Source organism: Streptomyces sp. NPDC057694 (assembly GCF_042799415.1).
Lineage (GTDB): Bacteria > Actinomycetota > Actinomycetes > Streptomycetales > Streptomycetaceae > Streptomyces.
In genome coordinates this window covers 261,273-274,176 of the sequence record NZ_JBHVIX010000005.1, presented here as the reverse complement: position 1 = coordinate 274,176, position 12,904 = coordinate 261,273, and the positions used below count along the sequence as shown (strand labels likewise).

12 protein-coding genes are annotated in these 12,904 nt (G+C 70.6%); 9 read left to right on the top strand and 3 right to left on the bottom strand.

The features are described 5' to 3' along the window. The first annotated feature begins 107 nt into the window (after window positions 1-107). Together ACFVDP_RS15515 and ACFVDP_RS15510 are read left to right on the top strand one after the other, a co-directional pair. The gene (locus ACFVDP_RS15515; protein WP_383489148.1) at window positions 108-1,247 is read left to right on the top strand and encodes a serine hydrolase domain-containing protein; all 1,140 of its coding nucleotides are present in this window, start codon (window positions 108-110) and stop codon (window positions 1,245-1,247) included. A 139-nt stretch (window positions 1,248-1,386) separates the two neighbouring features. Then, on the top strand, window positions 1,387-2,778 hold the full coding sequence (locus ACFVDP_RS15510; RefSeq protein ID WP_383489145.1) for a phosphatase PAP2 family protein: 1,392 nt from the start codon (window positions 1,387-1,389) through the stop codon (window positions 2,776-2,778). Between the two features lie 13 nt (window positions 2,779-2,791). On the opposite strand, the gene ACFVDP_RS15505 is transcribed toward ACFVDP_RS15510, so the two are convergent. The 3 genes from ACFVDP_RS15505 to ACFVDP_RS15495 form a co-directional block, all read right to left on the bottom strand. Beyond that, entirely contained in the window at window positions 2,792-3,979 is a 1,188-nt protein-coding gene (locus ACFVDP_RS15505) for a spermidine/putrescine ABC transporter substrate-binding protein (protein ID WP_383489142.1), read from the bottom strand. A 279-nt stretch (window positions 3,980-4,258) separates the two neighbouring features. Further along, on the bottom strand, window positions 4,259-4,759 hold the full coding sequence (locus tag ACFVDP_RS15500; protein WP_383489139.1) for a DUF1990 family protein: 501 nt from the start codon (window positions 4,757-4,759) through the stop codon (window positions 4,259-4,261). Continuing rightward, window positions 4,756-6,198: a gamma-aminobutyraldehyde dehydrogenase gene (locus tag ACFVDP_RS15495; RefSeq protein WP_361549198.1), complete on the bottom strand. Its 1,443-nt coding sequence runs from the start codon at window positions 6,196-6,198 to the stop codon at window positions 4,756-4,758. The genes ACFVDP_RS15500 and ACFVDP_RS15495 overlap by 4 nt, the downstream gene beginning before the upstream one ends. A gap of 164 nt (window positions 6,199-6,362) precedes the next feature. On the opposite strand from ACFVDP_RS15495, the gene ACFVDP_RS15490 reads away from it, so the two are divergent. The 7 genes from ACFVDP_RS15490 (at window position 6,363) to ACFVDP_RS15460 (ending at window position 12,815) form a co-directional block, all read left to right on the top strand. Then, window positions 6,363-6,881 carry an Lrp/AsnC family transcriptional regulator gene (locus tag ACFVDP_RS15490; protein WP_383489136.1) on the top strand — a complete coding sequence of 173 codons (519 nt, stop codon included), beginning with the start codon at window positions 6,363-6,365 and terminating at the stop codon, window positions 6,879-6,881. Beyond that, on the top strand, window positions 6,866-8,245 hold the full coding sequence (locus ACFVDP_RS15485; protein ID WP_383489132.1) for an aspartate aminotransferase family protein: 1,380 nt from the start codon (window positions 6,866-6,868) through the stop codon (window positions 8,243-8,245). Before ACFVDP_RS15490 ends, ACFVDP_RS15485 begins: the two co-directional genes overlap by 16 nt. Before the next feature lie 172 nt (window positions 8,246-8,417). After that, on the top strand, window positions 8,418-9,179 hold the full coding sequence (locus ACFVDP_RS15480) for an ABC transporter ATP-binding protein (RefSeq protein WP_383489129.1): 762 nt from the start codon (window positions 8,418-8,420) through the stop codon (window positions 9,177-9,179). Further along, window positions 9,161-10,321: a hypothetical protein gene (locus ACFVDP_RS15475; protein ID WP_383489126.1), complete on the top strand. Its 1,161-nt coding sequence runs from the start codon at window positions 9,161-9,163 to the stop codon at window positions 10,319-10,321. The genes ACFVDP_RS15480 and ACFVDP_RS15475 overlap by 19 nt, the downstream gene beginning before the upstream one ends. A 73-nt stretch (window positions 10,322-10,394) precedes the next feature. Continuing rightward, window positions 10,395-10,802, top strand: coding sequence for a VOC family protein (locus tag ACFVDP_RS15470; protein ID WP_383489564.1), 408 nt, complete (start codon window positions 10,395-10,397; stop codon window positions 10,800-10,802). A 38-nt stretch (window positions 10,803-10,840) separates the two neighbouring features. Beyond that, window positions 10,841-11,992, top strand: coding sequence for an LOG family protein (locus tag ACFVDP_RS15465; protein ID WP_383489123.1), 1,152 nt, complete (start codon window positions 10,841-10,843; stop codon window positions 11,990-11,992). 139 nt (window positions 11,993-12,131) lie between these two features. Further along, window positions 12,132-12,815 (top strand): LAETG motif-containing sortase-dependent surface protein, encoded by a 684-nt coding sequence (locus ACFVDP_RS15460; RefSeq protein ID WP_383489120.1) that lies wholly within the window; start codon window positions 12,132-12,134, stop codon window positions 12,813-12,815. Window positions 12,816-12,904 lie beyond the last annotated feature (89 nt).

Here is a 12,904-nt window from a genome sequence, read left to right as displayed (position 1 = left end):
CGGACCAGGGTCGGCGTCGTCCGTGGACAGGATGCTCCGCGGGGCGCACAGCGGAAGGGTGATCACATCGATCCGCACTTCGCGAACACCGCACCCTGGAGCCCCAGTTGAAGCGTCGCGCCTTCCTCGCACTGTCCACCGCGCTCGCCGCCCCGGCCCTCGCGGGCCCGGCGACGGCTGCCACCACCACGACCACCACGACCACCAGCAGGGCCGGCAGACTCGACGTGGCGGCGCTCCGGCGAGCCGTCTCCGGGCTGCCGGACGACGACGCCACGGCCGCCCTCGTACGGGTCGGCGGCACCGCCGGGACCTGGCACGGGGCCGGTGGCGTGCACGATCTCGCGTCCGGGCGGGCCGCCGACCCGCACGCGCGCTTCCGCGCCGGTTCGACGACGAAGGTGGTCACCGCCGCCACCGTGCTGCGGCTCGCCGCCGCGCGCCGGGTCGACCTGGACGCGCCGGTGCAGCACTATCTGCCCCGCCTCTTCCGGGGTACGGACTTCCACCGGCCCGTCTCCGTACGGCAGTTGCTGAACCACACCAGCGGCATCCGGTTCGCCGACGGCTGGGGCGACGCGTTCGCCGACCAGTACGCGCACCGCTTCGACGTGGTGGCGCCCGCCGAGGCGGCGGCGTCGGCGCTCGCGAAGGGCCCGGAGTTCGCGCCGGGCACCCGGCAGGAGTACCTCAACATCAACTACACCCTCCTCGGCCTGCTGATCGAGCGGCTCACCGGGCAGGCGTACGCGGACGCGGCCACGCGGCTCGTGCTGCGCCCGGCCGGGATGCGGGACACGTACTTCCCCGGCACCGACCCGACGATCCACGGCCCGCACAACTACGGCTACCAGCTGCTGGACGGCGCGTTCGTGGACGTCACGGAATGGGTGCAGGCCGACCGGCTCGCCGCCGGCGACATGATCTCCACCACCGCCGATCTGGAACGGCTGCTCGTCGCCCTGTTCCGGGGACGGATCGTGCCCGCGCGGCAGCTGAAGGAGATGTTCACCGTGCCGGCCGGGATCGACGGCGCCACGATGAGCGCCGGGTTGCAGCGGATCGAGCTCGGCGGCCGCACCTACTGGGGCAAGACCGGCTCCCGGTACGGCTACAGCGCGGCGCTCGCCGCCACCCGGAACCTGTCCCGCACCCTCGTCTACTCGGTCAACGCCACCGACGCGAAGGGCGAGGAGATGAACCCCGTCGCCGAGCGCATCGTCATGGCCGCCGTCGGGAGCGCGTGACCCGCGGCCACTCCCTTCCGAGCTGCCCCTGTCAGCCAGAACCCTGTGCGGCTAGCATGTTGCAGCTGTCACGACCACCTGGGTCACCTGTTCTTCACCAGAAACTCATGCCCGCCGCCCGCACCGATGAGCCGGACCATTGACGACCACACCTTCTCGAATATCCCCGTCCGACCAGTCCGACAAGTCCGGCCAGTCCCATCCGTCCGGCCACCCGGGCCCGCTGTGGCGACGCCCCCGCGTCGTCCTGTGGAGCGCGGCGGGGCTGGCGACCGCGGGGTTCCTCATCGCGCTGGAGATCGCGGCACGCCGCTACGGGCAGCCGGGTCCGCTCACCGTCGAAGCACAGGAAATGATCTTCGCCCCGCACTCGGGGCCGCTGCTGTACGCCGGTCTGGCACTGGCGATGGTGGTGCTCACCTGGCGCGAGCGGATGATCGCGGCTGCCGCCGCGGTCGCCATCGACATCGTGTTCCTGCTCGTGCGCCTGGTGGTCGGCGCCGACCTGAACTTCGGCAACGGCGCGCTGTGGGTGGTGCTCGGTCTCGCGGTCGTCGCGCTCGCGCGCCGCACCGGTCCTGACCGGGCCCTGCTGCTCAAGGGCTGCGGCCTCGGCATGCTCCTGGTGTTCGGCCACAAGACGGGCGACACCTGGCTGCTCATCACCGCGAAGGAACACCCGCAGGTCCTCGACCCGTACGTGGCCCTCGCCGATCACGCGCTCGGCAACCCGTCCTGGGTGGCGGGCCGGATCCTGGAGTCGATCGGCCCCGTCGGCAGCAACCTCCTCAACCTGGTCTACGGCCAGCTCCCCCTCGCGGCCGCGCTCGTGGGCCTCTACCAGCTGCGCAACGTGGCGACGGAGCGGCGCTTCCCGGCCCACCACCTGGTGCGCACGTTCCTGGTCATCGGCCTGGTCGGCCCCGCGATCTACATGATCTTCCCGGTCGTCGGCCCGGTCTACGCGTACGGCGCCGAGGGCGGGGCCTGGGCCGTGTCCCACGTATGGCCGGACGTGCTGCCGGCGATCGGCACCCCGCACCCGGTCCTGTTCGACGAGATCACCCCGCGCAACTGCATGCCCAGCCTGCACACGGCCTGGGCCACCTCGCTGTTCATCCACACCCGCAAGGGCTCCCGCTGGATGCGGTACGCGGGCGCGTTCTGGCTGGTGGCCACCCTCAGCGCGACGCTGGGCTTCGGCTACCACTACGGCGTGGACCTCGTCGCCGGGGTCGTGTTCGCGCTGACGATCGAGGCGGCGATGCGCGCCTTCGCCCGCGGCTGGGACCTGTCGGCGGTCCGCCTGGTCTCCTACGGCACGGTGATCTTCGCCGCGCTGCTGGCCGCGTACCGCTTCCTGCCCCGCGAACTGGCTGCCCACCCGTGGCTGTTCGGCCCCCTGCTGCTGCTCGCGATGGCCTCGGTGATCGTCTACTTCATCCGCACCACCCAGTCCTGGGACCCGAAGCCGACGCCCCCACGGCTGCCGGAACCGAGGACGCCGGAACCGCAGCCGGAACTGGCCTGAGGGATCGCGCGCTCTACAGCCCCGCGATCGCGTTCCACCGCTTCGCGAACTCCGTACGTTCCTTGGACGTGATGTCCCGGGCGATGGCGAGCCGGGAGCGCATCGCGTCGTCCGGGAAGATCAGCGGATCCTCGGCCAGGGCCGCCGTCTCCTTGTCCTTGGCGTCGGCGAGGACGTCGCGGGCGGCCGGGACCGGGCACACGTAGTTGACCCACGCGGCCAGTTCCGCGGCGACCTCCGGCCGGTAGTAGTAGTCGATCAGCTGCTCGGCGTTGGCCTTGTGGTCGGCGAGGTCGGGGATCATCAGGGACTCGGCCCACAGCTCCGCGCCCTCCTCAGGCACGACGAACTCGATGTCCGGGTCGTCGGCCTGGAGCTGGATGATGTCGCCGCTGTAGGCCTGGCAGGCGAGGACGTCGCCGCTGGAGAGGTCCTTGATGTAGTCGTTGCCGGTGAAGCGGCGGATGTGCTTGGTCTTCACGAGCTTCTCGACCTGGTCGCAGATCTTGTCGAAGTCGGCGGCGGTCCACTTGGTGATGTCGACGCCGTTGCCCTGCATGAGCAGCGCGAAGGACTCGTCGAGCCCGGACAGCAGGGTGACGCGCCCCTTCAGGTCGTCGGCCCACAGGTCCGAGACGTGCTTGATCTCGCGGCCGAGCCGCCGCTTGTTGTACGCGATACCGGTGATCCCGGACTGCCACGGCACGGTGTACTTGCGGCCGGGGTCGAAGGCCGGGGAGCGCAGCAACGGGTCCAGGTACTTGGTGACGTGGGGCTGGCGGGCGCGGTCCATCTCCTGGACCCAGCCGAGGCGCACGAAGCGGGCGCACATCCAGTCGGAGATGACGATCAGGTCCCGGCCGGTCTTCTGGTGGTTCATCAGGGACGGGCTGATCTTGCCGAAGAACTCGTCGTTGTCGTTGATCTCCTCGGTGTACTTGACCTGGATGCCGCTCCGCTTCTCGAACGCGTCCAGGGTCGGCCGCTTCGAGGTGTCGTCGTCGTCCACGTCGATGTAGAGCGGCCAGTTCGCCCAGGTGAGCCGCTTGTCGGAGGAGAGATCCGTGGCGCCGCGGTCCCCCGGCGCCACATAAGCGGCCGGTACCCCGCAGCCCGTGGCGAGGCCACCGACCGCCGCGGCCGTGGCACCACCACCGAGGGCGCGCAGCAGGGATCGACGGCTGACTCGTGAGCTGATCATGTTGGCTCGCACCACCGAAGGATGCCGCCGAGACACGGCCGCGAACAATGGACGCTGCGTCGAGCAAGGCGGTGCCCGCCCGACACCCTGTCGATCGGTGCGCCCCGTAAGGCGCCCGGGGCCGTACACATCAGCGGCTCCACCGCGGGACGCGACCAACCACGGGACGAGCAGCGCGAAGCGCACGCTCTAGGGGCGCGGGGCTGTACACATCAGCGGCTCCGCCGCGGGGCGCGACCAGCCACGACGAAAGCCGCACCCGCCCACGAACAGAACCCCCTACGGCGAGTCGGCGCACGCCCGAACAACCCCCCGCAGATACCGCCGCGTCACCCACAACTGCACCCCCCGGGCCACGGGCCCACCGACCCGCACGAACCACCGCCCCGGCCGAGAGAACGCCCGTACCCGGAACCACACCACCCCATCGGCGTCGAGCTCGACGAGAAACGCCTCCTCACCGCACTCCGGATGCCCGCGCAGCGTCCCGTACGCGAACCCGACCCGCTCCCCCGAGCGCACGACCCGCACCACCCGGCAGGGAATCCGCAGCAGCGGCGCCGAGACGACGACATCGACGCCCTCCCGGGCCGGTCCGTCCGGCGTCACGGTGAACCCGGCACCCCGGTGCGCGGCCCACGACAGGACCGCCGCGCCCGCCCGCTCGAAGCATTCACTGCCCGAGCCGAGACGGACGCGGCGGTCCAAGTGGTGGTACCCCGACGGCAGTTCACCGTCCGTCAGGGTCGCGCCCACTTCGTCGTACGTAAGAGAACTCACGCGTCGAGCGACGTCATGACGTGCTTGATGCGGGTGTAGTCCTCGAAGCCGTAGCCGGAGAGGTCCTTGCCGTAGCCGGACTTCTTGAAGCCGCCGTGCGGCATTTCGGCGACCAGCGGGATGTGGGTGTTGATCCACACGCAGCCGAAGTCGAGGACCTTGGACATCCGCATGGCGCGGCCGTGGTCCTTGGTCCACACCGACGACGCCAGCGCGTAGTCCACGCCGTTCGCGTACGAGACGGCCTGCTCCTCGTCCGTGAAGGACTGGACGGTGATGACCGGGCCGAAGACCTCGTTCTGGATGATCTCGTCGTCCTGCTTGAGGCCCGAGACGACGGTCGCGGCGTAGAAGTAGCCCTTGTCGCCGACCCGGTGGCCACCGGCCTCGACCTTGGCGTGGGCGGGCAGGCGCTCGATGAACCCGGAGACCTGCTTCAGCTGGTTCGGGTTGTTGAGCGGGCCGTACAGCACGTCCTCGTCGTCCGGCTGACCGGTCTTGGTCTCGGCGGCGATCTTGGCGAGCGCGGTGACGAACTCGTCGTGGACCGACGCGTGGACGAGCACGCGGGTGGCGGCGGTGCAGTCTTGCCCGGCGTTGAAGTACCCGGCCTCCGCGATGCCCTCGGCGGCCTTCGCGATGTCGGCGTCCTCGAAGACGACGACGGGGGCCTTGCCGCCCAGCTCCAGGTGGACCCGCTTGAGGTCCTTGGAGGCGGACTCGGCGACGGCCATGCCGGCGCGCACGGAGCCGGTGATGGACGCCATCGCCGGGGTCGGGTGCTCGACCATGAGGCGGCCCGTGTCGCGGTCGCCGCACACGACGTTGAAGACGCCCTTGGGCACGATGGAGCCGATGATCTCGGCGAACAGGACGGTCGAGGCCGGGGTGGTGTCCGACGGCTTCAGCACGACCGTGTTGCCCGCGGCGAGGGCCGGGGCGAACTTCCACACGGCCATCATCATCGGGTAGTTCCACGGCGCGACCTGGGCGCAGACGCCGATCGGCTCGCGGCGGATGATGGAGGTGAGCCCCTCCATGTACTCGCCCGCGGAGCGGCCCTCCAGCATGCGCGCCGCGCCCGCGAAGAAGCGGATCTGGTCGACCATGGGCGGGATCTCTTCGGAGCGGGTGAGCCCGATCGGCTTGCCCGTGTTCTCCACCTCGGCGGCGATGAGGTCCTCGGCCCGCTCCTCGAACGCGTCGGCGATCTTGAGGAGATAGCGCTGGCGCTCGCCCGGGGTCAGGTCGCGCCAGGCCGGGAAGGCGGCCTCGGCGGCGGCCATGGCGGCGTCGATGTCGTCCTGCCCGGACAGCGGCGCGGTCGCGTACGCCTCGCCCGTCGCGGGGTTGACCACCTCGGTGGTCCGTCCGTCGGCGGCGTCCCGGAACTCACCGTCGATGTAGTTCCGCAGACGACGCAGCTCACTGGTGCTCACTGCCGGCCCTCCTGAGTAGCTGTCCAAGGATTGAGACACCCACCCTAATCCGTCCACGGACGTTTTCGACACCCCCCGGCACCCCCGACCTACGAAATCCGTGAGTATCGAAGACGTAAACAACGAATTTCATTGATCCAGGGTTGCGAAACCGACGACTCCTCATGCACAGTGAGGTCGTGGCCAGTCGCAGTGCAGACCCCAAGGGATCCAGTTCGAAGAACGGCAGCGGCGCCCCGTCGCTGGACACCGTCTCCCTCGCGATCATCGAACAGCTCCAGGAGGACGGCAGGCGTCCCTACGCGGCCATCGGCAAGGCCGTGGGCCTGTCCGAGGCGGCCGTGCGCCAGCGCGTGCAGAAGCTGCTCGACCAGGGCGTGATGCAGATCGTCGCCGTCACCGACCCGCTCACCGTGGGATTCCGGCGGCAGGCGATGGTCGGGATCAACGTCGAGGGCGACCTGGACCCCGTGGCGGACGCCCTGACGGCCATGCCGGAATGCGAGTACGTCGTGATGACGGCAGGCTCGTTCGACCTGATGGTGGAGGTCGTCTGCGAGGACGACGACCACCTTCTGGGAGTGATCAACAAACGCATCCGGGCCCTGCCCGGCGTGCGCTCCACCGAGAGCTTCGTCTACCTCAAGCTCAAGAAGCAGACCTATATGTGGGGAACCCGATAGCCGTGAGCAAGGACCTCAGCCAGAGCGCGTACGACCACCTGTGGATGCACTTCACCCGCATGTCGTCGTACGAGAACGCACCCGTTCCCACCATCGTGCGTGGCGAGGGAACCTACATCTACGACGACAAGGGCAAGAAGTACCTCGACGGCCTCGCCGGCCTGTTCGTGGTCCAGGCCGGCCACGGCCGCCGCGAGCTCGCCGAGGTCGCCGCCAAGCAGGCGGCCGAGCTGGCCTTCTTCCCGATCTGGTCGTACGCCCACCCCAAGGCCGTGGAGCTGGCCGAGCGCCTGGCCCACTACGCTCCGGGCGACCTCAACAAGGTCTTCTTCACCACCGGTGGCGGCGAGGCCGTCGAGACCGCGTGGAAGCTGGCGAAGCAGTACCACAAGCTCACCGGCAACCACCAGAAGTACAAGGTCATCTCGCGCGCGGTCGCCTACCACGGCACCCCGCAGGGCGCCCTGTCCATCACCGGTCTGCCGGCCCTCAAGGCCCCCTTCGAGCCGCTCGTCCCGGGCGCGCACAAGGTGCCGAACACGAACATCTACCGCGCGCCGATCCACGGCGACGACCCCGAGGCCTTCGGCCGCTGGGCCGCCGACCAGATCGAGCAGGAGATCCTCTTCGAGGGCCCGGAGACGGTCGCGGCCGTCTTCCTGGAGCCGGTGCAGAACGCGGGCGGCTGCTTCCCGCCGCCGCCCGGCTACTTCCAGCGCGTGCGCGAGATCTGCGACCAGTACGGCGTGCTGCTCGTCTCGGACGAGGTCATCTGCGCCTTCGGCCGTCTCGGCACGATGTTCGCCTGTGACAAGTTCGGCTACGTCCCGGACATCATCACCTGCGCCAAGGGCATGACGTCCGGCTACTCGCCGATCGGCGCGGCCATCGTGTCGGACCGGATCGCGGAGCCGTTCTACAAGGGCGACAACACGTTCCTGCACGGCTACACGTTCGGCGGCCACCCGGTCTCCGCGGCCGTGGGTCTCGCCAACCTCGACATCTTCGAGCGCGAGGGCCTCAACCAGCACGTGCTGGACAACGAGGCGAACTTCCTCAACACGCTCCAGAAGCTCAACGACCTGCCGATCGTCGGCGACGTCCGCGGCAACGGCTTCTTCTACGGCATCGAGCTGGTGAAGGACAAGGCCACCAAGGAGTCCTTCACCGACGAGGAGTCGGAGCGGATCCTCTACGGCTACGTGTCGAAGAAGCTCTTCGAGTACGGCCTGTACTGCCGCGCCGACGACCGTGGCGACCCGGTCATCCAGCTCTCGCCGCCGCTGATCTCGGACCAGTCCACGTTCGACGAGATCGAGGGGATCATCCGCCAGGTCCTCACGGAGGCCTGGACGAAGATCTGATCCGGCTTCGGGCGACGGCCCGGCTGCCCCATCCGAGTGAGATGGGAGCGGCCGGGCCGCGTCCTTTTCCCGGCTTCTCCACGGACATATCTAGCGTGCCCAGTGACCGATCGGCCCCGCCTTCGTTCCCCCGTACGGGGGAAGGCAACTGATCTGAACCGAGGTGTACGCCATGGTGGCCCCACCGGACAACGACGTGCTCTGGGCGCGTGCCCTGCACTTCTCCCACAGCGGCTCGCCCGCGCTCACCGGGGTCTCCCTCGGTGTCCGCGGGGGCGAGATCCTCGCCGTCACCGGCCCGCGCGGCGCCGGCAAGACGACGCTCCTGCAGTGCCTGTCGGGCCAGTTGCTGCCCGACAAGGGCGGGGAGGTGTGGTTCAACAGCACCCCCGTGCACACCATGGGGGCGCTCGTACGCGAACGCCTGCGGCGGGACCGGTTCGGCTGGATCGACCCGGAGCCGGTCCTCGTCCCGGAGCTGAACGTCTGGGAGAACACCGCGCTGCCGCTGATGCTGCGCGGCACCGGACGCCGGCCCGCCAAGACCGCCGCCCACGAGTGGCTGGACCGGCTCGACGTCGGCCAGCTCGCCCGCAAGCGCCCGCACACCCTGGCCATGGCCGAGCGCCAGCGCGTCGCCATCGCCCGCGCCCTGGTGCACCAGCCCGACGTGGTCTTCGCCGACGAGCCGACGGCGACCCTGCACCGCGCCGAGCGCGCGCACGTCCTGCGCACCCTGACGGCGGCGGCCCGCTCGCACGCCATCACCGTCGTCCTGGCCACGCACGACAGTGAGGTCAGCGCGCTCGCCGACCGCACGGTGTCGCTGCTCGACGGACGCCGGGTCACCACCGTGCACCTGCCGGCCGGGCCCGCGGACCCCAAGAACCCCGAAGACACGGAGGGCCGGGCCGCGTGCTCAGTCTCCGTCTAGCCCGCGGCGCCCATCCCCTGGTCCAGCTGCGCAGACTGCTGGTGGCCGCCGCGTCGGGCGGCACCGGCTTCCTGCTGCTGTGCACGCTCGGCTACGCGATGGGCCACCCCGACGCCTCCGGCGGCTCCCTGCTGCGGCTCGCCTGGTGCGCGATCCCGCTGGCCGCCACCGTGTACTTCGCGGTCGCCGTGGCCCGCTCCGACCCGGGTACGAAGCCGCGCACGGGCCTGTCGGCGGTCGGCCTCGGCCCGGCCCGGCTCACCCTGCTCTCGGCGATCTCCACGGCGATCGCCTGCACGCTGGGCTCGATGCTGGCCCTGCTGTTCTTCCTGCACCTGCGGGGCGATCTGTCGGGGCTGCCGTTCGACGGCGCGGCCCGCGACCTGCTCGCCGCGGGCAAGCCGCTGCCGCTGGCCGCCGCGCTCACCCTGCTCACCTTCGTGCCGGTCGCGGCGTCGGCCGCCTCCGCCGTCGTGCTGCGCCCGCGGGCCAGGAAGGCGGGCGAGGCCGAGGAGGAGCCGCGCGAGCCGTCCCCGGCGCCCACCGGGCTGCCCTGGGGCATCGCGCTGCTCGCCGCGGGGCTCGCCGTGGAGACGTACGCCTCGCACGCGCGGGGCGACCGCGGCTTTCCCATGCCGGGCGGCCTCGGCGGCTCCTCCTCCGGGGTGCTGGCCGGCTGGGCGCTGACCGCCCTCGGGCTCGCCCTCGCCGGACCCGCCCTCACGTACCACTGCGGGCGTGCGCTCCAGGCGGTGCGGCCCGGCGCGGTGCGGCTGCTCGCCGGGCGCGTGCTCCAGGAGGAGGCGCGGCGCGTCGGGACCCCGATCGGCGTCGTGTGCGCCGTCGCCTCGGGGACGTACGCGGCGATCGCCCTGTACGCGGGCGCGGGCCCCGACCTCGGTCCGCTGTCCACGCTGGGCTCGGTGCTGGTCGTCGGCTGCGCCGTCGCCACGCTGGCCACGGCGGCCGTCGAGGCCCGTCAGGCCCGCAGCGACACGAACGCGGCGCTGCTGCGGCTCGGCGCTCCCGCGACGATGCTGCGCGGCGCCGTGGCCCTGCGGGCGGGCGCGCTGTTCGCCGTGTTCGCACCTCTGACCTGGGCCGTCGCGGAACTTTCGGCGATTCCGCTGATTCCGCGATGAGTTTTGCCCCGGGGACACGTCTAACCCTGCGAACGGCATGAAACCGACCGACACAGAAGGCGACGGACACCCCATGTACCAGCAGATGATCTTCGTGAACCTGGCCGTGAGCGACCTGGACGCCGCCAAGAAGTTCTTCACGGAGCTGGGCTTCACCATCAACCCGCAGTTCACCGACGAGACGGCCTCCGCCGTGGTCGTCAGCGACACCATCATCCTCATGCCGATGACCAAGGAGAAGTACGCGGGCTTCACCAAGAAGTCCATCATCGACTCGACCACCAGCAGCGAGGTGCTGCTGTGTCTGAGCGCCGAGAGCCGCGCGAAGGTCGACGAGATGGTCGAGAAGGCGATCGCCGCGGGCGGCACCGAGACCGGCGAACCGCAGGACCACGGGTTCATGTACGGCCGGGCCTTCGACGACCTCGACGGCCACACCTTCGAGATCGCGTGGATGGACCCGTCGGTCGTCGAGGGCTGACCAACTCGCCCGTGGGCAGGGGTGCTTAAGCTGAGCGGATGCCGACACCCAGCGACGCCGCCCCGCCCAGCACCACCGCCGACCGCGAGATCGAGACGCTCGCCGAGTTCGACCGGACCGTCGGGGACGGCGGCAGCCTCACCGGACACCGCGTACAGGCCGTCGACCTGACGGCCCGTACACAGGCCCTGCTCACCACCGATGTCCAGGGCGCCATATTCCTCGGCTGCCCCATGGAGCCGGAGGCCGCCGCGCGCGTCAGAGCGCGCGGCGCCCTCGTCTTCCCGCCCGTCCCCGGGCTCCCCTTCGATCCGTACCGCGGTCATGTCTACGCGCCCGACGAACTCTTCGCGGGCCTGGCCACGGACGACGGGTACGAGGCGACGCCGGACGCCCGCGCCTACGACTGGTTCCAGCGGACCAAGGCCGACGGCGACGTCTTCGCCTCGATGCTGCGCGCCGTGCACGACGACTCGGTCTCCGACGCACTCGACGAACTGCTCACCGGTGCCCGGGTGGTGGGCGTCATGGGCGGTCACGCCATGGCGCGCGGCACGGACGCCTACGCGGGCGCGGCCCACCTCGGCCGTACGCTCGCCCGCTCCGGGTTCACCGTGGCGACCGGTGGCGGTCCGGGCGCGATGGAGGCGGCGAACCTGGGCGCGTACGCGGCGCCGTTCGACGACACGATGCTCGCCGAGGCCCTCCGACTCCTCGCGAAATCGCCGTCGTTCACCCCGTCGGTGACCCAGTGGGCGCGGGCGGCCTTCGAGGTCCGTACCCGCTGGCCGGACGGCGGCTCCTCGGTCGGCATCCCCACCTGGTTCTACGGCCACGAGCCGCCCAACCCGTTCGCCTCGCACCTCGCCAAGTACTTCGCGAACGCCACCCGCGAGGACGGGCTGCTCGCCCGCTCCAACGCCGGCGTGATCTTCCTGCCGGGCGCGGCCGGAACCGTGCAGGAGATCTTCGACAACGCCACCCCGAACTACTACGAGTCGCGCGGGGAACCCACGCCGATGGTCCTCGTCGGCCGTACGCACTGGACGGAGGAGCTGCCGGCGTGGCCGCTGCTCCGGTCGCTCGCGCGGGGCCGCTCCATGGAGTCGCGGATCGCGCTCGTGGACTCCGTGGAGGAGGCCGGCGAGGCGTTGAAACGGATCGCAGGGTCAAGCGCAGGTCAAGACTGACTGCTGTGCCCTGTTTGTGCATTGACGTTGCGTCACGTGCACTTGTAAACGTGAGGTGACCGTGGGGGTTCCGTGGTGATAGCCGCGTGCGGTCCCACAGCGCCCCCGTCATCTCGACAAGATCCCGTGAAGGACAACAGTGTCCGTACCCCCCTCCCTTTCCTCCCGTATATCCGGCCGTGCCGGGCGCCTCACCGGTGTCGCGTGCGCCGCGACCGTGCTGGCCCTCGGCGCCGCGGGCACCGCGTCGGCGTGCAACATCTCCGAGTTCTCCGCTGCGGCGAGCTGCAACGGCGACAAGGGCGTCATCACCGTCACCGACAAGGACAGCTCGGGCACCCCGGCGACCGTCACCGTCTACCTCCAGTCGAACGGCTCGGAGAAGGAGGTCGGTTCGCAGGTCGTGAAGGGCACCCGTGAGGGCGCCACCGTCACGTTCGAAGAGAACTGGGCGCCGAACGCGACGTACCGCATCCACGTCAAGACGGACAAGTACAACGTCGACGAGGACGTCAAGGGCGGCGTCACCACGCCGGCCACCGCGTGCGCCACGGAGAAGCCGACCGAGAAGCCGACCCCGAGCGCGACGCCGTCGTCCTCGGCGCCGAGCACCCCGGCCGAGTCGGCCACGCCGAGCGCTTCGGCGTCCACCTCGGAGGCCGCCCCGGCCCCCGCCAACTCGGCCTCCCCGGCGGGTGACTCGAACCTGGCGGAGACCGGAGCCAGCTCCAACACCGGTCTGTTCGCCAGCATCGCGGCGGCGCTGGTCCTCGCGGGCGGCGGCGTGGTGTTCGCCCTGCGCAAGCGTGGCGCGAAGGCCTGACCCACTTGAGCGGTCGTACGACGCACCGGTGAAGCATCACCGCCGGCGCCTCGTACGGCCGCTTTTGCGTGCCCGGGCCGGTCGGCTCT

Bases quoted from the DNA above. Each gene is read 5' to 3' on its own strand.
- ACFVDP_RS15465 (WP_383489123.1), top strand. From the start codon at position 10,841: ATGCCGACACCCAGCGACGCCGCCCCGCCCAGCACCACCGCCGACCGC.
- ACFVDP_RS15480 (WP_383489129.1), top strand. From the start codon at position 8,418: ATGGTGGCCCCACCGGACAACGACGTGCTCTGGGCGCGTGCCCTGCAC.
- ACFVDP_RS15490 (WP_383489136.1), top strand. From the start codon at position 6,363: ATGCACAGTGAGGTCGTGGCCAGTCGCAGTGCAGACCCCAAGGGATCC.
- ACFVDP_RS15470 (WP_383489564.1), top strand. From the start codon at position 10,395: ATGTACCAGCAGATGATCTTCGTGAACCTGGCCGTGAGCGACCTGGAC.
- ACFVDP_RS15505 (WP_383489142.1), bottom strand. From the start codon at position 3,979: ATGATCAGCTCACGAGTCAGCCGTCGATCCCTGCTGCGCGCCCTCGGT.